The following is a 22,353-nucleotide window of genomic DNA, read 5'->3' as shown; positions in this document are numbered from 1 at the left end:
ATCATCGGGCGTTTGACTTTGGGGGGCTTGCTGGTCCGCTTGGGGGCGGTTCTGGCAATCATCACGGTGCTGGGTTCGGCACTGTGGATCTATGCACGCGGATGGGCTCCGAACCGTGACGAATATCCGACTCAGGGCGTATCGGTGACATCCGACACCGGCCTGGTCGAATGGGGCACGCTGGCGGCGCAGGGGGCGGATTTCGCCTATATTCGCGCGGCCAGGGGCGCCAGCCTGCGCGACCCGCTGTTCGCCGCCAACTGGCGCGGCGCGCGTGGCGCGGGCATGCGCTATGGCGCGGCGCTGGACTATAGCCTGTGTGCCAAGGCCGTCGACCAGGCGACCCAGTTCATGACCACCGTGCCACGCGACAATGCCGCCCTGCCCCCGGTCATCCGGCTGGGGTTCGATCCGTCCTGCGCCACGCGGCCGGGCCGCGACCAGGTGCTGTCGGAACTCAACACGCTGGTCAATCTGGTCGAAAGCCATGCCGGCAAGCCCGCCCTGCTCAACATCAGCGCCGATTTCGATGCCCAATATGACATTGCCAGCGGCATCAACCGGACCTTGTGGGTCGATGGCAATTTCTTCGCGCCCGATTATGCCAAACGGCCCTGGGTGATGTGGACAGCCAGCGACATGCGGCATATCGACGGCGTCGACGGACCGATCAGATGGGATGTGGTGGCACCATGAGTGCAGAAGACAAGAATATCGCCGCGCTGGTCGCGGCAGCACGCGGCGCGCTGGCCCATGCCCATGCGCCCTACAGCCGCTTTGCCGTGGGCGCCGCGGTGCGCCTGACCGATGGCAGCATCGTCACCGGCAGCAATTTCGAAAATGCGAGCTATGGCCTGTCGCTCTGCGCCGAAACCGTCGCGCTGGCGACCGTCAACGCGCAGGGCCGTCTGGCCGATGTCACCGAGATCGCGGTCGTCGGCGGCGGCATGGCGGCGGACGGCAGCGTCGGCGGCGAGGCGATCGTCAGCCCCTGTGGCCGATGCCGCCAGGTCATCAACGAGGCCGAACAGATGGCCGGCCGCACCCTGGCCATCTATTGCGTCGCGCCCGAAGGTGACGGCCTGGTCGAACATCGCGTTGCCGACCTGTTGCCCCACGCCTTCGGCCCGGCCGACCTTGGCATCACCCCTGCACAGAAGAGCTGACAGACCCATGTCCATCCTTTCCGACCGCTGGATCCGCAAGCAGGCCCAGTCGAACCGCATGATCGAGCCGTTCGTCGAGAATCAGCGCCGCGACGGCTGCATCAGCTATGGCCTGTCCTCCTATGGCTATGACGCGCGCGTCGCCGACGAGTTCAAGATCTTCACCAATGTCGACAGCGCCGTGGTCGATCCCAAGGATTTCGCCGCCAACAGCTTCGTCGACCGCAAGACCGACGTCTGCATCATCCCGCCCAACAGCTTCGCCCTCGCCCGCACGGTCGAATATTTTCGCGTCCCGCGCGACGTGCTGGTGATCTGCCTTGGCAAATCCACCTATGCCCGCTGCGGCATCATCGTGAACGTCACGCCGCTGGAACCCGGCTGGGAAGGCCATGTGACGCTGGAATTTTCCAATACTACGCCGCTGCCCGCCAAGATCTACGCCAATGAAGGCGCCTGCCAGTTCCTGTTCCTGCAGGGCAACGAGCCTTGCGAGGTCAGCTATGCCGACCGGGCCGGAAAATATATGGGACAGCAGGGCGTGACATTGCCGCGCCTGTGACGCTGTGGCAGCATCGCGGGCCATGAAGCGCACATGGCCCTCCCGATGCTGAAATTCCTGCGCCGATCCGATGACCGGGACGCGATGCCCCCCAGCGTGGGGGATGACTGGCGCATCTATGCAATCGGCGACATTCATGGCCGGCTCGACCTGCTCGACCAGTTGCTCGGCATGCTTTCGGCCGACGATGCGCTGCGGCCTGGAAAGCGCCGGGGCCTCATCCTGCTCGGTGATCTGATCGATCGTGGGCCGCATTCGGCGCAGGTGGTCGAGCGGGTTCGGGCGCTGCATGGATCGGGCGGCGACATCCGGCTGCTCAAGGGCAATCATGAAGAGATTTTCGTCATGGCCGCGCGCGGCGATCAGGGCGCGGTCAGCTTTTTCCGGCGCATCGGCGGCATGGAAACGCTTGCCAGCTACGGCCTGCCGCTTTCGCTCAGCGCCGACATGGACGACAGGGCAATCGCCCACTGGATGATGAACCATATTCCGCGCGCGGATGTCGATTTCCTCGACAGTTTCGTCGATCATCTGACGGTCGGCGATTATCTGTTCGTCCATGCCGGCATCCGCCCCAGGGTGCCGATCGCCGAGCAGCGTCCGTCGGACCTGCGCTGGATACGCGGCGATTTCCTCAACCATGGCGGACGGCATGACAAGATGGTGGTCCATGGCCACAGCATCACGCCCGAGGTCGAAAATCTGGCCAATCGCATCGGCATCGATACCGGAGCCTATTATTCCGGCCGGCTGACCGCCATCGGCCTGGAAGGCGCGGACCGCTGGTTCCTTCAGACCGGCGAGACCTGAGCCCTTCCTGAGCGAGAGCCATGGCCTGGCGCTTTTGTTGCCGGCCCATGGCGGATCGCCCGCCATATTTCGTTCCCATGACCAACGGCAAAAAATGCCGAACAGCAGGGGACATATCATGCAGAAACGCCATGTTCTGGCGGGGCTTTCGCTCGCCACATGCCTTGTTGCGCCGACCCAACTGCTTGCCGCCCCTGCGCCGGACACCAGCCTGTCGCAGCGACACAAATTCTCCATTCCGTCGCAGCCCCTGAGCGGCGCGCTGCGGGCGCTGTCGGCGCAGGCCGGCATTCGCATCCTGTTCCCCTATGATGAAGTCGCCAATATCCGCAGCCGCCGGGTCGAAGGATGGCTGAGTACCGACGATGCGCTCAGCCAGTTGCTGGCCGGCACCGAATTGCGCCGATCCCCGGCCGGCACCGGCGTCATCGCCCTCGTCACCCCGCCCAACCGCAGCGCGGTGCGCCGCCGCCCGCTGGCGATCCAGTTCGCGCAGGCGAGCGGCACGGCGACGATCGATAGCCTCGCCATGGCGCCTGCGCCGGAACCGGCCGCCGAATCCGCGCCCATCATCGTCACCGGCACCCGCCAGACGACCCGCACCGTCGCCGAAAGCCTGGCGCCGATCGACGTGCTGGGCGAAAAGGATCTGGAAGCAAGCGGCAAGCAGTCGGTGCGCGATCTGCTCGGCACGCTGGTGCCGTCGATCAACGTGTCGAACAACGGCGCGGGCGCTAGCTGGGCGGTGCGCACTTTGTCGCTGCGCGGCCTGGGCGGCGACCAGCTGCTGGTCCTGGTCAACGGCAAGCGGCGGCACAATACCGCGACCCTGTTCATCAACGGGTCGGTCCAGAATGGCCAGTCGCCGCCGGACCTGGACCTGATCCCCGGCAATGCGATCCAGCGGATCGAGGTGCTGCGCGACGGCGCGTCGGCCCAATATGGGTCGGACGCGATCGCCGGCGTCGTCAACATCATCCTGAAGAACGACACGCAGGGCGGCGCGGCGCTGACCATGGGCAGCACTGCCGACAATGGCGGCTGGCAGGGCCGCTGGCAGATCGACAAGGGCTTCGCGATCGGGCCGGACGGCGGCTATATCCACCTGTCGGGCGAAGGCGTGCTGCAGGACAATACGGTGGTCAACAGCAGCCCGATCACCAGCAATCCCTTCTACCCCACCGGCGACGCGCGCAATGCCGATCCGGACCGCATTCGCGCCAGATATGGCCAGCCGCAGGTGATCGGCGGCAATGCCAGCTATGACGCGATGATGCCGGTCGGCGGCGACATGGAGCTGTACAGCTTCGGCACCTATTCCAAGCGCCATGCCGCCGGTTGGCTGACCTATCGCAACCCAGCGGCGCTCAACAATATCCTGGAAATCTACCCCGAGGGCTATATCCCGCGCATCCACGTCTATGACGAGGATTTTCAGGTCGCCGGCGGCATGCGCGGCGAGATTGGCGGCGGCATCCATGTCGACCTGTCGACCAGCTATGCGCAGGACGAGGTCAAATATGCGCAGACCACCTCGCTCAACCCCTCCATGGGACCGGCCAGCCCGACCCATTTCTATCTCGGCAAGATCCGCTTCGACGAATGGACCAGCAATCTCGACTTCAGCAAGGAGCTCGATATCGGCCTCGCCGGGCCGCTGTCGGTCGCGGTCGGCGCCGAATATAAGAAGAACAAGTTCCTGATCGGTCCGGGCGACCCGGAATCCTATATCGATGGCGGCTATGTCTCGCCGGCCGGCAGCTGGCTCGCGGGGGCGACGCGGACCGGGGTCGGGTCGCAGGGCGTCACCGGCTTCCTGCCGGAAGGAGCGGGTAGCTGGAGCCGCGACAACTGGAGCGCCTATATCAATCTGGAAGGCCAGATCGTCGAGGGGCTGGAGTTCGGCCTTGCCGGACGGCACGAGGATTATTCCGACTTCGGTACCACCGATACCGGCAAGGCGTCGCTGCGCATCGAGCCGTTTCGCGGCTTTGCCATTCGCGGCACCGCCAGCACCGGCTTTCGCGCGCCGACGCTGCAGCAGCAACATTATGCCTCCTCCTCCACGATCAACGTCACCGTCAACGGCGTGAACCAGTTGCTGCCGGTGCAGGCGCTGCCGGTCGACGGGGTTGCCGCGCGGGCGCTGGGCGCGCAGCCGCTGAAGCCGGAAAAGTCGACCAACTTCTCCGCCGGCATCGTCCTGACCCCGGCGCCCAATTTCAACGTCACGGTCGACGCCTATCAGATCAAGGTCAGGGACCGCATCCTGCTGTCCGAAACGTTGAGCGGCCCGGTGGTCATGAACGCGCTGGCGGCAGCCGGCATCCAGGGCATTGCCGGCGGCCTCATCTTCTCCAACGCGGCCGACACGCGCACCCGCGGCCTCGACATCGTCAGCACCTATCGGGCGGGGCTGGGCGACCTTGGCACCGCGACGATCAGCCTGTCGGCCAATTTCAACAAGACCATCTTCACCCATATTGACCCGGTCCCCGACGAAATTGCAGCATCCGGGCTGGTGCTGATCGGCCGGGCCAAGCAGGGCGACCTTTCCGAAGGCACGCCGCGCGATAAGCTAATCGGCAACATCCTGTGGGAAAAGGGCGATTTCAACCTGAACCTGCGTGCCACCCGCTATGGCAAAATCTATCAGCGGGCGAGCGCCGCCGTCTATCATAACGAGGATTTTGCCGCCTGCACCGCCGGCAGTGCCGGCTGCACCCTGGGCTATGTCGACGAGAAGCTGAGCCCCAAGACGATCCTCGACCTCGAACTGGGCTACCGACTGGCGAAGGGCGTCAAGCTGTCGGTCGGCGCCAATAATCTGCTCAACACCTATCCCAACAAATTGAAGCCCGTAAACCGGACGGCCGGGAGCCTCTATAATGCCTATGCCCCCTATGGGATCAGCGGCGGCTTCTATTATGGCCGGCTGAACCTGGAATTCTGACGCGACAGTTGAAAGTTCACAGTGTCGTGCGACGTGAAATCAGCCGTTTTTGCGGCCTGGCGCGCCTGCCACGCGTCCCAGACGCGCCACCGAAGCGACAGTAACGCCACGGTGAAGCGACAGTCAGGCGACAGCGAAGCGGCAGTTAGCGCCAGCCGGCCGCCTGCGCTGCCTGTTCGCCCTGCGCATCGGCAGGAGCGCCATCGATCAGGCCGTCGATAGTGGCGAGAAGGCGCGGATCGGCCGAGGCGGCCTGGCGATATTCGCTCGCCTGGCCCTTGCCGGGCACCGCCTGCAGCAATTGCCAGCCGGCATCGGTGCGGCAGGCGACACCGGCCATGGCCGCCCCGTCGAAGCTGCGGCACCAGCCGCCGCCCTTGCGCCGGAAGCTGAGGCCGATGTGGACGGCCCCTTCCTCCCCCGCCGAGGCCAATTGGCTGTCGAGTGCGGTGGCGAGCGATCCCTGTGCCAGCATCGCGCCGTCCTTTACCGCAATCGGCCCTACCGGCCCGCCCGACATATGGCCGATGCCAAGGCCCAGCAGCAGGCTGGCGGCGATCGCGCCGCCCGTAACCCAACTCCAGCGCCGCGAGGGGCGCGCGATCGGCACCACCGTCGGCGGCACCAGCATGGCCTGCATCAACGCAGGCACATCCTCGTGCGCGATCGGCGCGAAATGGCCGGCCAGCCGCGCGCGCAGCCGGCGATGCTGTTCCAGCCGGGCGGCCAGCGCGGGATCGTCCGCCACCGCGCGATCGACGCGCCGCCGCGTCACCTCGTCCAGTTCGCCATCCACCCAGGCGATCAGCATGGCTTCGTCAATGTCGGTCATGCCGCTTCCCCCAATAGTTCGATGAGCGCGCCGCGACCGCGCACCAGTCGCGAGGTCAGCGTGCCCATCGGTATGTTCAATATCGCAGCCGCCTCCTTGTAGGACAGCCCTTCCACCAGCACGAGCGCGATCGCCTCGCGCTGTTCGGGCGGCAATGCCTGCATCGCCCGGTCAACGTCGGACAGGGTCATGGCCTGTTCCACCGCCTTGTCGCCGGCATAGCCGACATCGCCACCCGCCTCTTCCGGCGCGAAGGTTCTGGCGGCCCGCTGGCGCGCGCGGCCCTCATCGATCCAAAGATTGCGCATGATCCGATACATCCAGCTGTCGAGCCGCGTGCCCGGTTGCCACTGGTCGCGGGCGCGCAGTCCCTTTTCCAGTGCCGCCTGGCACAGATCGTCGCCATCGGCGCGATCATGCGACAGGCTGGCGGCAAAACGCCGCAGCCGGGGCAGGATCGCCAGCAGGTCGCGCTCGAACGACATGGTTTCTCCAAGATATTCTTACAGGGATGAAACGTCCCTGCCCGGCCGTTTCATCCTTCAGAAAGTCCAGCAACCGGAATTTTTTTGACGATGGACGATTTTGACGCTGAAAAGGCCGGCGATGACCGGCGGGAAGAGACAGAGATGAGATGGACGCGCCCGTTGCTGATCGCGGGGCTGTGGCTCGCAGCGCCGGGTGCGCAGGCGCAATTGCTGCCCGCCCCGGCCGCCGGTGCGCTGAATGGAGTCGGCCAGATAGTGCCCGACACGTTCGACCAGTTGGGCGGTATCGTCGACCAGAGCGGCCTGGACCGGCTGTCGCCGGCGCGGCTAACCGATCGGCTGGCAGCGGCGCGCGCGGCGCGGATCGACGCGCTGCTGCGCCAGCATGGCGACGCGGTCGAACTGGACGACCGGCGAGAGCCGGCGCGGCGCGGCATCATCCTGCTGACCGGGGCGGACGCGGCCGCGATCGAGAAACTGCGGGCGGCCGGCTATGGCGTGGAGCGGATCGAGGCGGAGGGGATCGACATGGCGATCACCCGCCTGACCGTGCCGGACGGCCAGAGCCTGGCGCGGGCGCTGCGCAATGTGCGCAAGATCGCGCCCAAGGCGCAGGCCAGCGCCGACAATCTCTATTTCCCGAGCGGCGCGGCCACAGAGGGGCGATCCGCTACACTGGCGGGCCAAGGCAGTGTCGGGCGCGGCGCGGCCGGGCTGATCGATGGCGGCGTGGCCGCGCATCCGGCGCTGGCCGGCGCGATCGAGCAACGCGGCTTCGTGGCCGGCGCGCCACGGGCCAGCGCCCATGGCACGGCGGTCGCCTCGCTGATCGGTGGCAATGACAGCGTGAAGGGGGGCGGCGTGAAGGGCGCCGCGCCGGGCGCGCCGCTGCTGGTCGCCGATGTCTATGGCGACGATCCGGCCGGCGGCAGCAGCTTTGCCATCGTCCGCGCGCTGGGCTGGATGGCGGCGCGCGGCGCGAGGGTGGTGACGATCAGCCTGGTCGGGCCGGACAATCCCTTGCTGGCCGGGGCGATCCGGCTGGTGCGCGACAAGGGGGTGATGCTGGTCGCGGCAGTCGGCAATGACGGCCCGGCCGCCCCGCCCGCCTACCCCGCATCCTACCCGCAGGTGATCGCCGTAACCGGCGTCGACGGGCGGGACCGGTTGCTGCCCGAGGCCGGGCGCGCGGCCCATGTCGATTTCGCCGCGCCCGGTGCGGACATGATGGCCGCCGACATGGACGGCGGCCGAGGCAAGGTGCGCGGCACATCCTTTGCGGCGCCTTTGGTGGCCGGGCGGCTAATGGCGGGTGGATCGGTCGAGGCACTCCGGCGAGAGGCGAAGCCCGGTCGCGGCAAGGGCTATGGCGCCGGCATATTGTGCGACACCTGCAGAAATATGGATTGAATTTCCGTGCCTTGCGAGAAAAATTCAGACGTTCGGGATTAAAGCGAAACGCCCCGCCGTTGTCCTGTCATCGGATCAAGATGACCAAGGAGACGGTCCATGAAGACGCAGATTATCATCGCAACCGCCTGCCTCGCGGCGCTCACCACGGCCCCCGCATCGGCCCAGTTGCTGGGCGGTGGCGGCCTGGGGGGTGGGCTTGGCGGTGGCGGGCTGGGCGGCATGACCGGCGGCCTGGGTGGCACGCTGGGTGGTTCGTTCGGCGGATCGGGCAGCCTGGATCGCAGCATCGACCTCGACAATGGCCGGGTCGGCGCCAGCGGCAACGGCAATGGCCGCGCCGAAGGATCAGCAAGCCGTCGTGGCAAGAGCCGCTCGGCCAGCGGATCGGGATCGGCCAGCGGCAATCTGGCGGTCGATACGCTGGGCACCAGCGATGTGACCGGCGCAACCGATGCGGCGCGCAGCCGGGCGAGCGACACGGTCGGCGCCGCACGGGACCGGGCGCAAAGCGGCGTCGCGACGGCGCGTGATCGGGCGAGCAGCACCGTGGCATCGGCCCGTGATCGGGCAGGCAGCACGGTTGCCTCCGCCCGCGATCGGGCCGGTTCGACAGCCAGCGGCGCACGATCGGCGGCGGGCAATGTCGCGGGCAGCGCGACCAATGCCGTCGGCAGCGCCGCCTCGATCGACGCCAGCGGGCAGGTTTCGGGCAGCGGCGCGACCCATGGCAGCACCAGCCAGCCGCAGAGCGATGCCGCAGCGCCTTCCTCCTCTTCCGATCAGGCCACGGATTGACCCCATAACCCCGTAGCCGTCGCCTGACGGAAGCGGCCGGCGATCCCCATCGGATCGCCGGCCGCATCATGTCCGCAATCGGGCGGCGGGATCAACTGGACGCGAGCACCATGGCGCGGGCGCGATCGGTGGCGGCGCGTGTGTCCCCCGCCAGTTTCTTGACCTCTGCCGCGACCACCGCGAAGCCACGCCCGGCCTCGCCCGCCCGTGCCGCCTCGATCGTGGCGTTGAGGGCGAGCAGGTTGGTCTGGTTGGCGATGCCGCTGATCGTCTCGACAATGTCGACCAGCCCGTCGACCGTGCTCTTGAGTTCAGCGCGCAATATCTTGGACGGGGTGGTGTCGGTCGCGATCTTGAGGATGCGCTCGACCCGGCCTTCGGCATTGAAGACCGGATTATAGGTGGCCTGCAGCCAGATGTCGCGGCCATGCTTGTCGAGGCGCCGATATTCGCCGGCATCGAAATCGCCCTGCGCCAGCTTGTCCCACAGGGCGGCATAGGCGGCCGAGCGCGCCTGGCCTTCGTCGCAGAAGATGCGGTGATGGCGGCCGACAATCTCCCCCAGCGCATAGCCCATGGTCGCCAGGAACAGGTCATTGGCCCAGAGGATCGTGCCGTCCGGCGCAAATTCGATCACCGCCTGCGAACGGCAGATGGCGTCCCAGACGGCATCGCGGCTGTGGGGGTGAATGGCCTGGCCCATGAACATAAAACTCCTTCACCCCCGGCCTAGGCATCGATGGTAAATGGCAGCTTAATTCTATGGAAATTACATAATTTGTAACAATATGGCGGACACGGAAAAGGCCGGCGATCCCATCGGACCGCCGGCCTTTCCACCCCCTGACATGCAATCAGCGGTCGATCAGGCAACCCGCGCTTCGAGCGCCTCGACCTCATCGGGATCACGCAGCACATAGCCGCGGCCCCAGACGGTCTCGATATAATTGTCGCCACCGCAGGCCAGCGCCAGCTTCTTGCGCAGCTTGCAGATGAAGACGTCGATGATCTTGAGTTCGGGCTCGTCCATGCCGCCATAGAGATGATTGAGGAACATCTCCTTGGTGAGGGTCGTGCCCTTGCGGAGCGAGAGCAGTTCCAGCATCGCATATTCCTTGCCGGTCAGATGGACGCGGTTGCCGTCCACTTCCACGGTCTTCGCGTCGAGATTCACCGCCAGCTTGCCGGTGCGGATGACCGACTGCGAATGGCCCTTCGAGCGGCGGACCACGGCGTGGATGCGCGCAATCAGTTCCTCGCGATGGAACGGCTTGGTGACATAATCGTCGGCGCCGAAGCCGAAGGACCGGACCTTGCTGTCCATTTCGGCGACACCCGACAGGATCAGCACCGGGGTCTGCACCCGTGCCGCCCGCAGCTTTTTCAGCACGTCATAGCCGTGCATGTCGGGCAGGTTCAGGTCGAGACAGATGATGTCATAGTCGTACAGCTTGCCGAGATCGAGGCCCTCTTCCCCGAGATCGGTGGTGTAGACATTGAAGCCCTCGGTCGTGAGCATAAGCTCGATCGCCTTGGCGGTGGTCGGTTCGTCCTCAATCAGCAGCACGCGCATTGGAAGCCCCTTCGTGTCGCAGGTCCGTTCACCCCACCAGAACGGTTTCTGCTCGCAATCATTAACCAAAAAACTTCTGAAGGACAAAGGTTAATTTTTCGCTAACCCGCAGGAATCCGCGAGTCGTATAAAAACGAATCTATTTACAAAGCGTTGACCCCGTAACGATCCCTATCGAGTCAAGCTGGATTCCGGGACGAAACGAGCAAAGTCCTGCCCTGGTTCCGCCTTTCGCAGGGGCGATCCGTGGCGATCACAAGGCGGAAATTTGCACTTCGTAAACCAGCCTCAGCAACCATGGTGGCGGGTCAGGAAGTCGAGCAGCGCCTCCACCCGCGCCGGGCGCAGGCGCGAGGGCGGCGTCACCAGATGCAGGCCGAAGGGCGGCGGCCGCCAGTCGAGCAATATCTCCTCCAGCTCACCCGAGCGGATCGCATCGCCGACGATGAAATCGGGCAGACGGGCGATGCCGACGCCCAGCCGCAGCGCGGGCATCATCGCCTCGCCGCTGTTGACGGTGATGCGCGGGCGGACCTGCACCGTCACATTCTGCTGCCCCGGCCCGGTGAAGCGCCAGACATCGGGCGCGGTGACGTTGGAATAGCAGAGGCAGTCATGGCTGCCGAGGTCGGACGGATGGGTCGGGCGGCCGCGCTCGGCCAGATAGGCAGGCGAGGCGACGACATGCATATGGACGTCCGCCAGCCGGCGCGCACGCAGCGAACTGTCAGGCATGTCGGCGATGCGGATGGTGGCGTCGAGGCCGAGTTCGACGATGTCGATCTTGGCATCGGACAGATGCAGGTCGACATCGACCAGCGGGTTTTCCTTGGTGAACTGCGCGATCAGCGGCGCGATCCGCAGCAGGCCGAAATTCATCGGCGCACCCAGCCGCACCGTGCCGGAGAGTTCGGCGGTCTCGTCGCGCGCAGCCTCCTCCGCCGCCTGCCCTTCGGCCAGGATACGCTGGGCATGATCGGCAAGGCGCCGGCCGCTCTCGGTCAGCGCCAGACGGCGGCTGGTGCGGCTGAACAGGCTGGTGTCGAGATGCTGCTCCAGACGGGTCACCGCCTTGGACACGGTGGCCTTGGAGACGCTGAGCGCCTTGGCCGCGTCGGTAAAGCTGCGATGTTCGACCACGGCGGCGAACATCGCCCAGGCCTCGAAATCAGGTAGGCGCATAGGGAAACAATCCGTTTCAACACTGCTTATTCAAGAAACGAACCTGATCGCTAGATTGTCGGAAAGCAAGCCGGAAGCATCCGGCATCGCAATCGAAAGGCAGACCCCATGAGCACGACAACCGCGAGCCGCATCGAGCGCCGCCCGTTCGCGTCGCTCGGCCATGCCGACCATGGCTGGCTGAACGCACGGCATCATTTTTCCTTCGCCAATTACTATGATCCCGCCCGCATGGGCTGGGGCGCGATCCGGGTATGGAACGACGACGAGATCGGTCCGCGCTCGGGCTTTCCGCCCCACCCGCACAGCGACATGGAGATCATCACCTATGTCCGCACCGGCGCGATCACCCACCAGGACAGCCTGGGCAACAAGGGCCGGACCGAGGCGGGCGATGTCCAGGTGATGTCGGCCGGCACCGGTATCCGCCATGCCGAATATAATCTGGAGGACGAGACCACCACGCTGTTCCAGATCTGGGTCATTCCCCGGTCGGTCGGCGGATCGCCCAGCTGGGGCGCCAAGCCCTTCCCGAAGGGCGATCGCTCCGGCAAGCTGGTCGTGCTGGCCAGCGGCCATGACGAGGACAAGGAAGCGCTGCGCATCCGGGCCGACGCCCGGCTGCTGGGCGGCACGATCAAGGCCGGCGACAGCGTCACCTATGAGGCCGGCGAAGGTCGCCATCTCTATCTGGTCCCGGCGACGGGCCGGATCGAGATTGACGGCCAGGCCTTCGAGGCACGGGACGGCGCGGCCATCATCGGCGGTGCGCCCATCACCATCACCGCGGTCGAGGACAGCGAGATCGTCCTGGTCGACAGCGAATAGACATGACGCTTACGCACCGGTCCGTCATTCCCCTCCCCCAGACGGACCGGTCCGGGTCGCCCGCATGCTCCCTCCCTTGTGCGGGCGACCACCCTTTCAACTTTTTCAACTTTTCGGTTTCAGATGAGGAGACGTGACAATGGCTAAGGTTCTGGTTCTCTATTATTCGTCCTACGGGCATATCGAAACGATGGCCAAGGCCATGGCCGAAGGCGCAGCCGCCGCCGGCGCGCAGGTCGACATCAAGCGCGTGCCTGAAACCGCACCGCTGGAAGTCGCAAAGGCTGCCCATTTCAAGCTGGACCAGGACGCCCCGGTCGCGACCGTCGCCGAACTGGCCGACTATGACGCGATCATCATCGGCACCGGCACCCGCTTTGGCCGCATGTCGAGCCAGATGGCGGCGTTCCTCGATCAGGCCGGCGGCCTGTGGGCGCGCGGCGCACTCAATGGCAAGGTCGGTGGCGCCTTCACCTCGACCGCATCGCAGCATGGCGGCCAGGAAGTCACCCTCTTCTCGATCATCACCAACCTGCTGCATTTCGGCATGACGATCGTCGGCCTGGACTATGGCTTTGCCGGCCAGATGGGCGTCGACAAGGTACGCGGCGGTTCGCCCTATGGTGCGACCACCCTGGCCGATGGCGACGGCAGCCGCCAGCCGAGCGAGGAAGAACTGGACGGCGCCCGCTATCAGGGCCGCCGGATCGCCGAAACCGCGATCAAATTGCACGGTTAATCGCAACCCGCGCCGTCTGGGGAACGCAGCCTGGCTGCGTTCTTCGGTCGCATGGGTGCGTAATCAGGTTGTAGGGAGCTGGCACGCCGGGACTGCGCGCCAGCTCCTTTTGCGTTTTATTATCCCAGCGTCTTGGGCGTGACCCAGACTTCGACCGGGGTGATGAACTTGCCCGGTGCGGGCTTGCCGACGACGACGCGGTCGGCGGTGACCAGTTCGCCATTTTCAAGGTTTAGCGAGACCCAGGGCTTGGGCATGCGCTCGAACTTCATCTTCTGGATGGGCTGGCCGGTGGCCGTGTTCATGATGGTGGCAATGATAGACATAGGGCGCGGCCGCTAGCGCCTGCCCCTGCCCCCTGTCCAGAGCCGGAATCGGCAAAATATTTTCGACCCTAGCGAAAAAAGTTGCGGCCCATGTCACATCGGGCGCGGGCGTCTCGTCATGTCAGCAATAGCAAGCAAAGGAGCCGTATCATGACCGACAAGATCAATCCCTATGCCGCCGCGCCGCAGTTGATGAAGAGCTGGACCGCGCTGTCCACCGCGGTGGCCGACAGCCTGGAGCCGAGCCTGATCGAACTGGTGAAGATCCGTTCGTCGCAGATCAACGGCTGCGCCAACTGCATCAACATGCATACGTACGAAGCGCGCGAGAAGGGCGAGAGTGAGCAGCGCATCTACCTGCTGAGCGCCTGGCGCGAGGCGCCCTGCTACACCGACCGCGAGCGCGCCGCGCTGGCCTGGACCGAGGCGCTGACCGAGATTGCCAAGGGCCATGCCCATGAGGCCGCCAAGGAGGCGCTGAACTGGGAATTCACCGAGGAGGAACAGGTGAAGCTGACCCTGATGATCAACATCATCAATGGCTGGAACCGCATCGCCGTCGGCTTCAACCTCTGGTATGACATGCCGATGAAGGCAGCGGCCTGATGGCGCGGGGGACGCAGATGGACGCGGCGGCGCGCTTCGACCCGCTGCGTCCCCGCCTGATCCGGGTCGCCTATCGCATGCTCGGATCGGTCGCCGATGCCGAAGATGTGGTGCAGGACGCCTTCATCCGCTGGATGGGCGCCGACCGCAGCGAAGTGCGCGAAACCGAGGCCTTCCTCCGCCGCACTGTGACCCGGCTCTGCCTGGACCAGATGAAGTCGGCGCGGGCGCAGCGCGAAACCTATGTCGGCCCTTGGCTGCCCGAACCGGTGGTCGAAGAGGCTGATGAGGAAGAGGATGTCACCCTGCCGCTGATGCTGGCATTGGAGCGACTGTCGCCGCTGGAGCGGGCCGCCTTCCTGCTGCACGATGTGTTCGGGCTGGCCTTTGACGAGGTGGCGAGGACCATCCAGCGCGATGCCGCCGCCTGTCGTCAGCTTGCCGCCCGCGCGCGCGACCATGTGCGCGACGCCCGCCCCCGGTTCCAAATCGAAAAACAGCGCGGGCTGGAGATTGCCGGCGCCTTCTTCGCCGCGTCGCGCAGCGGCGACATGAGCACATTGGGCGCGCTGCTGGCGCAGGATGTCAGCTTCCACAGCGATGGCGGCGGCAAGCGCCCGGCCGCGATCCGCCCGGCGATCGGCCATGGCCAGGTGATGCAGGTCCACAAGGCGCTGGCCGTGCTGTTCGGCAAATATGGGTCGACCCTGCTGCGCACCTGCATGGTCAACGGCCTGCCCGGCTTCGTCACGCGCGAGGCCGATGGCGAGTTGCAGACCACGGCGCTCGACATTCAGGACGGCCAGGTGACCGCTATCTACATCATGCGCAACCCGGACAAGCTGCGCCATCTCCATTGAATGCTTAATCGCCGGATAAGCCCGTTCCTTGGGAAAATCGCAGCCCCTGCCGCGCCATGGCAGCATCGGGGACCGGGAGCGAAACAGAGATGGTTGGTGCGATCGGCGGCTCGGGCAATGGCTGGGGCCAGTTCAAGAAGGCGATGGAAGAATTTGCCGAAAAGGTTCGGCAGGCAAGCCAGAATAGCGGCAGCACGACAGCGAAGGTGACAGAGGCGAGCGCACCAGCGGCCACCACGCCGGTTGCGGCCAGCGAGCCGATCGCCAGCGTCCAGCCGGCGGTCGAAACGACACCGGCTGCCGCAGCGACCGCGCCGGCGCCGGTGATCGCGAGCGAATCCGCCGCCGTCGTCAGCGACGGTGTTTCCGTGTCACCTTCGCTGTCGCCCCTGACCTATAGCGCGCCCATGCCAGCGCCGCGATCGCCGGCCGTCGCGGCGCCGGAAACCACGCTGGACACGCAATTGTCCGACGCGGACTATTATGCGTCGCCAGCGGCATCGGCCGTCGCCGACCCGGTCGCCCCCGCCCAGCAGGAGGATGCCGCCGCGCTGAGCCAGGCGCAGGTCATCGCCCAGGCCGCCTACGCCCTGGTCGCCCGCGCCGGCGAGGATCATCGGCTGTCGCTGATCCAGCAGGGCTGACGCCCCGCGCCGTCAGCGCGCCAGATAGCCGCCATCGACCGGATAATAGGTTCCGGTCATGAAGGAGGCGCGGTCGGACAGGAGGAAGCTGGTCATGGCAGCGATCTCCTCCGGGCGCGCCAGCCTGTCGAACGCATGCAGGCCGGCGAGGACGGCCCGTTCCGCATCGGTCATGGTCTTGCCGAGTGCCGGGGTTTCGACAAAGGCCGGCCCGACCGCATTCACCCTGATACCCTGGCCGGCATAGTCCAGCGCGGCGGTCTTGGTCATGCCGACGACCGCATGCTTGGACGTCACATAGGCGGCGGAACCGGCCCAGCCGACCGCGCCCAGGATCGAGGCCATGTTGACGATCGCGCCGCCACCGGATTTCAGCATCGCCGGGATCTGATATTTCATGCCGTAGAAGACGCTGTGCAGATCGACGCCGACAACCCGGTGCCAGTCATCTATGGCGATGTCGGCCAGCGGTGTGGACGGCGCGCCGATCCCGGCATTATTGACCGCCAGATGCAGTCCGCCGAAGGTTTCGACGGCGAAATCGACGCTGGCGCTGACCGCCTGTGCATCGCTGACATCGACCTTGAAGGCGCGCGCCCGATCCTCGCCACAGGATTGCGCGAGACGCTGTGCCCCCGCCTCGTCGAAATCGGCGATGACGACCTTCGCGCCTTCCGCCAGCAAATCCTTCACTACAGCTTCGCCGATGCCCGATGCACCGCCGGTGACGATCGCGACCCGATCCTGAAACAACGCCATTCCAACTGCTCCTTGATTATCGCCGCCGGGCGACGGCATGACCGATGGGAAATAAACTCGACTCAAAGTATCCGGTTCCGTATCCTTTTATGCCGGAGCCGAATGGAAGGAAAGCAGGGATGGCCGCCGACACCAGCCAGCGGGCTGACGGATCAGGGAGCGACGGATCGGCGCGGCCGACCGGCCGGCCGTCGCGCGAGGCGGCTGAACAGATCGAAGCGACGATGCTGGATGCGGCATTGGCGATCTTCATCGAGGCCGGTTTCCAGGGGGCGAGCATGGAAGCAATCGCCCGCCGCGCCGGGGTGACCAAGCGCACCCTCTATCGCCGCGCCCGGACCAAGTCGGACCTGTTCGTCGAGGTGGTCGAGCGCCTGGCCCGCCAATCGGGCATGCCCAATCTGGCGCGGGTCGAGGCCGGCCCGCTGGAACAGCGCTTGCGGGCGGCGGGCGAGATATTGCTCGGCTGGCTGCTCAATCCCCATGCGATCGCGCTGTATCGCATGATCGTGGCGGAGGCGGCGCGGCAGCCGGGGCTGGCACTCAGCGTCGATGGCCCGTTCCAGCGCGCCAGCACGGCGATTGCCGCCATCCTGGCCGAGGATGGCGCCCGGCCGGCAGAGACGGTCAGGATGGGCGCGGACATGTTCGTGCGGCTGGTCGCCAGCGAAGCGCTGGACCGGGCGGCGCAAGGGATCGAGCCGGCTGGCGTTTCAGACCGGACGCATGCGCGCGCCATGGCGGCCATCGCCTTTTTCCTGGCCGGCTGGCGATCCTGGCCAGCGTCGGCGCCGTCCTTGTCCTAGAGCATCCAGCGGCTGAGGCGCGGGTACAGGCGAATGAGGTGCCACAGGGCGAAGGGCGCCAGCAGAGCGAGCGCGAGCAGCCAGGGCCTGGCCAGATAGGGCGTGCCATAATGAATGATCGCGACGTGCAGATACATGATGACCAGTGACGCCCGGCCAAGCGCGGCGAGCGGGGCGGCGACTGGCGCGAGCCGCGCCGAGAGGCGGAAAAGCAGCAACGATGTCGCGATGCCGGACGCGATAGAGAACAGCGGCCAGCCATAGTCTGCCGCCTTCATGTTGAGCGTTGGCAGCCAGCCGGCAAGGCCCGCCAGCGCGAGCAGGCCAAGCGGCACGATCCAGAGATTGCGCCAGTGCAGCCGGGGCCAGAGCGCGCCGACCCAGAGCAGGATCATCGCCATCGGCACGCTCAGCAAGCCGAGCGGCGAGGCCTGCGTCATCCAGCCCAGCCCCTCCGCCAGCACCAGCAGTCCCGGCATCAGGATCAGCCAGCGCCGGTCGCGCGGATCGGGCCAGCGGTTGAGCGCGAGGTTGAACAGGATGCGCGCCAGCATCAGGCAGGGCACGAACCAGAAGATGGTATAGGGGCCGCGCAGCCAATAGCCGCCGAGCAGGATCGGCAGCAGATCGCGCGGCCATTGGTGGAAGATCGGCAGATTGCCCTTGGCCGGTTCGATGATCTGATCGGCCAGGATCAGCAGCGCGAGGAAGATCGCATAGGGGCGCATCTGGCCGAGCAACTGGCGCCGGGCGAGCAGGCCGGCGGGATGCGGCCGCGATAGCATCCCCGACAGCAGGAAGAAGAGCGGCATGTGGAAGCTGTACATGGCGTCGCGCAAGGGTCCGCGCGTCCAGACATGGCCGACCACCACGGCGATGATGCCGATGCCGCGCGCGACATCGACCCAGTCGAGCCGCTGCGGCGCATGTTGATAGGCAAGGCCCCTATTCTCCATCGGTTCCACGCCCTATAGGATGCGGCGTGGGCGTCAATCGCCCAGCCAGATTACCCGGACGCCAGATTTCCCGATCGGATTGATATTTGACCCTGCTTAGCGACAAAGTGCTGTTCATCGATGGCGAGGCCATCATCCTCGACAAGCCGGCCGGCCTGCCGGTCGACGCGCCGCGCGACGGATCGATTGCCCTCGAAAACCACCTCGCCTCGCTGACCTTCGGCTTTCAGCGCTGGCCGCTGGCGGTCCACCGGCTGGACCGCGACACCAGCGGCTGCCTGCTGCTCGCGCGCAATCCCAAGGCGCACAAGCGCTTTGCCGCCGCGTTCGAGGCCGGCACGGTCGAGAAGCGCTATGTCGCGGTGCTGGAGGGCGTGCCCGAGGCGGACGAAGGCACGATCGCCCTGTCGCTCAAGAAGGTGAGCACGCCGAGCCAGGGCTGGCGCATGATTGCGGCCAAGGCGGGCAAGCCAGCCGTCACCCACTGGCGCAAGCTGGCAGTGAAGGACGGCCGCGCGCTGATCGCCTTCACGCCCGAAACCGGCCGCACCCACCAGATCCGCGTCCATGCCCAGCATGGGCTGGGCTTCGGCATCGTCGGCGACCCGGTCTATGGCGACGGACAGGGCGCGATGCTGCTGCACAGCCGCTTCCTGAGCGTGCCGCGCGGCGACAACAAACCGCCCGCGCAGGCGACCGCGCCGCTGCCGCAGAGCTTCGTCGATGCGGGTTTCGGCCCCGAGATATTGGAGGAAGCCGGGCTGTAAGCCCCGGCCCCGCGCCATGGTCGCCATCCCCGTCACCCGCTCCATCGCGATCGACAGCGACGAGATCGTCGAGAGCTTCGCGCGCGCGTCGGGGCCGGGCGGCCAGCATGTGAACACCACCGACAGCGCAGTGATGCTGCGCTTCGACGTCGCCGCTTCGCCCGGCCTGCCCGATGTAGTGAAGCAGCGGCTGGCGGATCTGGCCGGATCGCGCATGACCCGCGAGGGCGTACTGATCCTGCGCAGCGAAGGCGCGCGGTCGCAGTTGCTCAACCGGCAGGAGGTGCGCGAGCGGCTGTTCGCGCTGATCCGCGAGGCGACGATCGTGCCCAAGAAGCGGCGCCCGACCAAGCCGACCAAGGCATCGCAGAAGCGCCGCGTCGACGGCAAGGTCAAACGCGCAGCCGTGAAACAGGGACGCGGCCGGGTCAGGATGGACTGAATCTAGCGGCCATTTACGAATTAACCATCATTGCCTTGCTAGGAAGGGCAGAGCGCAGGACTGCGTTCCCAGCTTCCCGAGGATGCCATGCCGGCCGAACGCCCTATTCTTCTGCCACCGCGCCCCTGGAACTGGTTCATGTGGGTTGCCGCCACCTTCCTGGGCGTCTTCCTGATCCTCTCGGATTTGCGCCAGCTTGACGGCCTGCACCTGCCCGAAGCCCGACTTCTGATCGGCCGCGACTTCCTGAATGTCTGGTCCGGCGGAACGCTCGCACTGACCGGCCAGCTTGAGCGTCTCTATGATTTTCAGTCCTATATGGACTGGCAGGCCGGGCTTTTCGGCCCGCTGGAGATGCTGAACTACTCCTATCCTCCGCATAGCCTGTTCCTGGCGATACCCTTTGCGCTGTTTCCCTATCCGGTTGCGCTCGCCCTGTGGACGGGCCTTGGCGCCATCTTCTTTGCCTGGGCGGCCCGTCCCTACATACCGGCCGGCCTGTCCCCCTGGCTTGCGCTGCTGACGCCGGCGGCGATCGTCAATATCTGGGTCGGCCATTATGGGTTCGTCATTGGCGGCCTGTGGCTGCTGTTCTTCGCCCAGTTGCGCCATGCGCCGGTCCGCGCCGGCCTTGTCGCCGGGCTGCTGACGCTCAAGCCCCATCTGGGCCTGCTGATTGCCCTGACGCTGGTCCATCGCAGGGCCTTCCGGGCGATAGGCGCGGCATTTGCCGTTACCCTGGGGCTGATCGGGCTGAGCGGCTTGGCGTTCGGCTTCGATCTCTGGCCCACCTGGCTGACGGACACCTCTGCCCTCCAGACCCGGATCATGACCGCAGAGGGCGAGAAATTCTATTTCTTCATGATGACATCGGCCTATGTCGCGCTGCGCGAGGGGCCTTATTGGCTGCCGCTGATGGCCCAGACCCTGTTCGCGGGCAGCGCGCTCTACCTGGCCTGGCGCGCGCGCGACTGCTCCGTCCATCAACTGGCCTTCATCACGGCCACCGCGACGGCCCTGATCACCCCTTATATCTTCAATTATGACCTGACGGTTTGCTGCCTTGGCTTCGCGATCCTGCTTTATGGCCAATGGCACGCGCTTCATCGCAACGAGCAGATCATCCTGTGGATGGCCTTTGCCGCGCCCTTGCTGGTGATGGCGTGGAACCTCATTGCGCCGATCGCCCTGCTTGCCGGCCTTGTCGTCCAGATACGCTGCTACACGGGCATATCCTATGCAGATCTGCTGTTGCCGGCCCCTCTCAAGCGGCGATTGATCGATAATCCCGTCCCTACATCCTAACCTCTGGCCGAGCGGTGCGGGCCATCCTATATGCGTGCCCATGTATGATTTCGCCCCCGCTGCCGACGCCGACAAGGCGACGCTTTACGCCGATCTTCTGTCCGCTGCCGACGCGCTAACCCGTGACGAGCCCGATGCGGTCGCCAACATGGCCAACCTGTCGGCGCTGATCTGGCAGTTCCTGCCCGACCTCAACTGGGCGGGATTCTATCGCATGGTCGAGGACGATCTGGTGCTGGGGCCTTTCCAGGGCAAGGCGGCCTGCATCCGCATCCCGCTGGGCCGCGGCGTGTGCGGCACGGCGGCGCAGACGCGCGAGACGCAGTTGGTGGCCGATGTCCATGCCTTTCCCGGCCATATCGCCTGCGACGCGGCGAGCGCGTCCGAGATCGTCGTGCCGGTAGTGCATGACGGCCGGCTGATCGGCGTGCTGGACCTCGACAGCCCCCGCCCCGCCCGGTTCGACAGTGCCGACCAGCAGGGGCTGGAAGAACTGGTCGCGCGGATCGCCGGCCGCATCGGCTGATCGCCGCCCTGCCCCGTTCCGGGACAGGATTTCATAAGCCGAACATGGCGTTGCACGGATCGTCATGCTAATTTCCGCGTTAGCATGATGACCGTGCGGGCGGCCTGACGCCCCTGCAGGAACAGGGAGCATGATGATGGCCGCGCGCTTTTTCTTCGCCAGCAGCGCCATGGCGCTGATCGCCAGCCTGGCGGGGCCGGTTGCCGCGCAGGCACCGGCCGCATCCGGCACCAGCATGTCTGCGGCCAGCACGACCGCCACCGCCCATCGCTGGGGGCCGCGCTATGACGGGCGCTGGTATGCGGGCTGGGCCGCGCCGGGTGGCTGGCAAAGCTATCAGCGGCCGCGCGTGGGCTTTGCCCTGCCCGCCTATTGGGTCCATCCGCGCTTCTTCATCGCCAATTATGGCGTCTACGGCCTGCCGGCCCCGACCACCGGCTATGGCTGGTCGCGCTATTATGACGATGCGGTAATGACCGACCAATATGGCCGGGTGCGCGACGTGCGCAGCGGCATCGACTGGTCGCGCTATGAGGGTGGCTATGAAGAGGGTGCGGCGCAGCCGGCCGTCATCGCCAGTTCCGGTGGCGAGGCCGGCTATAGTGCGCCCGACGACATGGTGACCTATAGCCCCGCGGCGCAGCCCGCCCCGTCCAGCCGCCCCGGCGTGGATTATGATGCGCCGGCCTATGCCAGCAGCGCCGTCAGCCCGAGCGCGCCGACGGTGGAGACTGTTGCGGCGGCTCCGATGCCTCCGACCGCACCGGTGGCGGCGACGAGCGGCACGCACTGGTCGAACCAGCCGGCGACCACGACCGTCGTGTCGGCCGCGCCGCCGGTGCCCGGCCTGCCGCCGGGCGGCTATATTTCGGGCGGCTTCTATTATCCGCCGCCGCTGGTGACGACCATCATCATCAATCCCGACGGCACGACCCAGGCGACCACCCGCTACGCGACCGAGGCCGCGCCGCGCTGAGCCGTCCGGAACCGCGACCATGGGTTGGTGCGTTGACGG

General features: G+C 66.1%; 26 protein-coding genes. 18 read left to right on the top strand and 8 right to left on the bottom strand.

The window, feature by feature from the left end:
- Nucleotides 1-30: 30 nt before the first annotated feature.
- From AC0KVN_RS06610 to AC0KVN_RS06590, 5 genes are all read left to right on the top strand, one after another.
- Entirely contained in the window at nucleotides 31-696 is a 666-nt protein-coding gene (locus AC0KVN_RS06610; protein ID WP_438871494.1) for a GH25 family lysozyme, read from the top strand.
- On the top strand, nucleotides 693-1,166 hold the full coding sequence (locus AC0KVN_RS06605; RefSeq protein WP_048936936.1) for a cytidine deaminase: 474 nt from the start codon (nucleotides 693-695) through the stop codon (nucleotides 1,164-1,166). The genes AC0KVN_RS06610 and AC0KVN_RS06605 overlap by 4 nt, the downstream gene beginning before the upstream one ends.
- Before the next feature lie 7 nt (nucleotides 1,167-1,173).
- Nucleotides 1,174-1,728, top strand: coding sequence for a dCTP deaminase (dcd, locus tag AC0KVN_RS06600; protein WP_004212213.1), 555 nt, complete (start codon nucleotides 1,174-1,176; stop codon nucleotides 1,726-1,728).
- Nucleotides 1,729-1,761: 33 nt separating this feature from the next.
- Entirely contained in the window at nucleotides 1,762-2,538 is a 777-nt protein-coding gene (locus AC0KVN_RS06595) for a metallophosphoesterase family protein (RefSeq protein WP_435566443.1), read from the top strand.
- Between the two features lie 118 nt (nucleotides 2,539-2,656).
- On the top strand, nucleotides 2,657-5,491 hold the full coding sequence (locus tag AC0KVN_RS06590) for a TonB-dependent receptor plug domain-containing protein (protein WP_435566442.1): 2,835 nt from the start codon (nucleotides 2,657-2,659) through the stop codon (nucleotides 5,489-5,491).
- A gap of 145 nt (nucleotides 5,492-5,636) precedes the next feature.
- Here AC0KVN_RS06590 and AC0KVN_RS06585 read toward each other — a convergent pair whose 3' ends face one another.
- Both AC0KVN_RS06585 and AC0KVN_RS06580 read right to left on the bottom strand, forming a co-directional pair.
- Nucleotides 5,637-6,323 carry an anti-sigma factor family protein gene (locus AC0KVN_RS06585; RefSeq protein ID WP_435566441.1) on the bottom strand — a complete coding sequence of 229 codons (687 nt, stop codon included), beginning with the start codon at nucleotides 6,321-6,323 and terminating at the stop codon, nucleotides 5,637-5,639.
- Nucleotides 6,320-6,808: an RNA polymerase sigma factor gene (locus AC0KVN_RS06580; RefSeq protein ID WP_435566440.1), complete on the bottom strand. Its 489-nt coding sequence runs from the start codon at nucleotides 6,806-6,808 to the stop codon at nucleotides 6,320-6,322. The genes AC0KVN_RS06585 and AC0KVN_RS06580 overlap by 4 nt, the downstream gene beginning before the upstream one ends.
- Before the next feature lie 90 nt (nucleotides 6,809-6,898).
- On the opposite strand from AC0KVN_RS06580, the gene AC0KVN_RS06575 reads away from it, so the two are divergent.
- Together AC0KVN_RS06575 and AC0KVN_RS06570 are read left to right on the top strand one after the other, a co-directional pair.
- Nucleotides 6,899-8,221, top strand: coding sequence for a S8 family serine peptidase (locus AC0KVN_RS06575; protein ID WP_435566439.1), 1,323 nt, complete (start codon nucleotides 6,899-6,901; stop codon nucleotides 8,219-8,221).
- Between the two features lie 99 nt (nucleotides 8,222-8,320).
- On the top strand, nucleotides 8,321-9,019 hold the full coding sequence (locus tag AC0KVN_RS06570) for a hypothetical protein (RefSeq protein ID WP_435566438.1): 699 nt from the start codon (nucleotides 8,321-8,323) through the stop codon (nucleotides 9,017-9,019).
- Nucleotides 9,020-9,110: 91 nt separating this feature from the next.
- Here AC0KVN_RS06570 and AC0KVN_RS06565 read toward each other — a convergent pair whose 3' ends face one another.
- The 3 genes from AC0KVN_RS06565 to AC0KVN_RS06555 all read right to left on the bottom strand — a co-directional run bounded on the left by AC0KVN_RS06565 (nucleotide 9,111) and on the right by AC0KVN_RS06555 (nucleotide 11,774).
- Nucleotides 9,111-9,728, bottom strand: a complete 618-nt coding sequence (locus tag AC0KVN_RS06565; RefSeq protein ID WP_313392343.1) for a methyl-accepting chemotaxis protein — start codon at nucleotides 9,726-9,728, stop codon at nucleotides 9,111-9,113.
- A 156-nt stretch (nucleotides 9,729-9,884) separates the two neighbouring features.
- The gene (gene ctrA / locus AC0KVN_RS06560; protein ID WP_004212203.1) at nucleotides 9,885-10,592 is read right to left on the bottom strand and encodes a response regulator transcription factor CtrA; all 708 of its coding nucleotides are present in this window, start codon (nucleotides 10,590-10,592) and stop codon (nucleotides 9,885-9,887) included.
- A gap of 288 nt (nucleotides 10,593-10,880) precedes the next feature.
- A complete protein-coding gene (locus AC0KVN_RS06555) occupies nucleotides 10,881-11,774 on the bottom strand; it encodes a LysR family transcriptional regulator (RefSeq protein ID WP_029548055.1) in 894 nt (297 codons plus the stop codon).
- Between the two features lie 108 nt (nucleotides 11,775-11,882).
- Here AC0KVN_RS06555 and AC0KVN_RS06550 point away from each other — a divergent pair, with 108 nt between their 5' ends.
- Nucleotides 11,883-12,602 (top strand): pirin family protein, encoded by a 720-nt coding sequence (locus tag AC0KVN_RS06550; protein ID WP_072893028.1) that lies wholly within the window; start codon nucleotides 11,883-11,885, stop codon nucleotides 12,600-12,602.
- 139 nt (nucleotides 12,603-12,741) lie between these two features.
- Nucleotides 12,742-13,341 carry an NAD(P)H:quinone oxidoreductase gene (wrbA, locus tag AC0KVN_RS06545; protein ID WP_004212197.1) on the top strand — a complete coding sequence of 200 codons (600 nt, stop codon included), beginning with the start codon at nucleotides 12,742-12,744 and terminating at the stop codon, nucleotides 13,339-13,341.
- 119 nt (nucleotides 13,342-13,460) lie between these two features.
- Here wrbA and AC0KVN_RS06540 read toward each other — a convergent pair whose 3' ends face one another.
- Nucleotides 13,461-13,667: a hypothetical protein gene (locus tag AC0KVN_RS06540; protein ID WP_010339971.1), complete on the bottom strand. Its 207-nt coding sequence runs from the start codon at nucleotides 13,665-13,667 to the stop codon at nucleotides 13,461-13,463.
- 150 nt (nucleotides 13,668-13,817) lie between these two features.
- Here AC0KVN_RS06540 and AC0KVN_RS06535 point away from each other — a divergent pair, with 150 nt between their 5' ends.
- From AC0KVN_RS06535 to AC0KVN_RS06525, 3 genes are all read left to right on the top strand, one after another.
- Nucleotides 13,818-14,273, top strand: coding sequence for a carboxymuconolactone decarboxylase family protein (locus AC0KVN_RS06535; RefSeq protein ID WP_017502953.1), 456 nt, complete (start codon nucleotides 13,818-13,820; stop codon nucleotides 14,271-14,273).
- Nucleotides 14,273-15,133, top strand: a complete 861-nt coding sequence (locus AC0KVN_RS06530) for a sigma-70 family RNA polymerase sigma factor (protein WP_435566437.1) — start codon at nucleotides 14,273-14,275, stop codon at nucleotides 15,131-15,133. The genes AC0KVN_RS06535 and AC0KVN_RS06530 overlap by 1 nt, the downstream gene beginning before the upstream one ends.
- A gap of 89 nt (nucleotides 15,134-15,222) precedes the next feature.
- The gene (locus AC0KVN_RS06525) at nucleotides 15,223-15,777 is read left to right on the top strand and encodes a hypothetical protein (RefSeq protein WP_435566436.1); all 555 of its coding nucleotides are present in this window, start codon (nucleotides 15,223-15,225) and stop codon (nucleotides 15,775-15,777) included.
- Between the two features lie 12 nt (nucleotides 15,778-15,789).
- Here the strand turns inward: AC0KVN_RS06525 and AC0KVN_RS06520 are convergent, their stop codons facing one another.
- Nucleotides 15,790-16,536 carry an SDR family NAD(P)-dependent oxidoreductase gene (locus AC0KVN_RS06520; RefSeq protein WP_125987192.1) on the bottom strand — a complete coding sequence of 249 codons (747 nt, stop codon included), beginning with the start codon at nucleotides 16,534-16,536 and terminating at the stop codon, nucleotides 15,790-15,792.
- 119 nt (nucleotides 16,537-16,655) lie between these two features.
- Here AC0KVN_RS06520 and AC0KVN_RS06515 point away from each other — a divergent pair, with 119 nt between their 5' ends.
- Nucleotides 16,656-17,342 (top strand): TetR/AcrR family transcriptional regulator, encoded by a 687-nt coding sequence (locus AC0KVN_RS06515; protein ID WP_435566435.1) that lies wholly within the window; start codon nucleotides 16,656-16,658, stop codon nucleotides 17,340-17,342.
- Here AC0KVN_RS06515 and AC0KVN_RS06510 read toward each other — a convergent pair.
- The gene (locus AC0KVN_RS06510) at nucleotides 17,339-18,298 is read right to left on the bottom strand and encodes an acyltransferase family protein (protein WP_483656030.1); all 960 of its coding nucleotides are present in this window, start codon (nucleotides 18,296-18,298) and stop codon (nucleotides 17,339-17,341) included. The two genes, AC0KVN_RS06515 and AC0KVN_RS06510, sit on opposite strands and share 4 nt — an antisense overlap.
- A gap of 86 nt (nucleotides 18,299-18,384) precedes the next feature.
- Here AC0KVN_RS06510 and AC0KVN_RS06505 point away from each other — a divergent pair, with 86 nt between their 5' ends.
- The 5 genes from AC0KVN_RS06505 to AC0KVN_RS06485 all read left to right on the top strand — a co-directional run bounded on the left by AC0KVN_RS06505 (nucleotide 18,385) and on the right by AC0KVN_RS06485 (nucleotide 22,314).
- On the top strand, nucleotides 18,385-19,065 hold the full coding sequence (locus AC0KVN_RS06505) for an RluA family pseudouridine synthase (protein ID WP_161732396.1): 681 nt from the start codon (nucleotides 18,385-18,387) through the stop codon (nucleotides 19,063-19,065).
- Between the two features lie 16 nt (nucleotides 19,066-19,081).
- Complete coding sequence (gene arfB / locus AC0KVN_RS06500; protein ID WP_048936954.1) at nucleotides 19,082-19,507, top strand: alternative ribosome rescue aminoacyl-tRNA hydrolase ArfB; 426 nt, start codon at nucleotides 19,082-19,084, stop codon at nucleotides 19,505-19,507.
- Nucleotides 19,508-19,594: 87 nt separating this feature from the next.
- On the top strand, nucleotides 19,595-20,812 hold the full coding sequence (locus AC0KVN_RS06495) for a glycosyltransferase family 87 protein (protein WP_435566433.1): 1,218 nt from the start codon (nucleotides 19,595-19,597) through the stop codon (nucleotides 20,810-20,812).
- A 40-nt stretch (nucleotides 20,813-20,852) separates the two neighbouring features.
- Nucleotides 20,853-21,338, top strand: coding sequence for a GAF domain-containing protein (locus AC0KVN_RS06490; protein ID WP_435566432.1), 486 nt, complete (start codon nucleotides 20,853-20,855; stop codon nucleotides 21,336-21,338).
- A gap of 130 nt (nucleotides 21,339-21,468) precedes the next feature.
- Nucleotides 21,469-22,314: an RcnB family protein gene (locus tag AC0KVN_RS06485; RefSeq protein WP_435566431.1), complete on the top strand. Its 846-nt coding sequence runs from the start codon at nucleotides 21,469-21,471 to the stop codon at nucleotides 22,312-22,314.
- The last annotated feature ends 39 nt before the right edge of the window (nucleotides 22,315-22,353 follow it).

It is taken from the genome of Sphingobium sp. SG1 (assembly GCF_057063145.1).
This window is presented reverse-complemented; position numbering and strand designations above follow the sequence as displayed.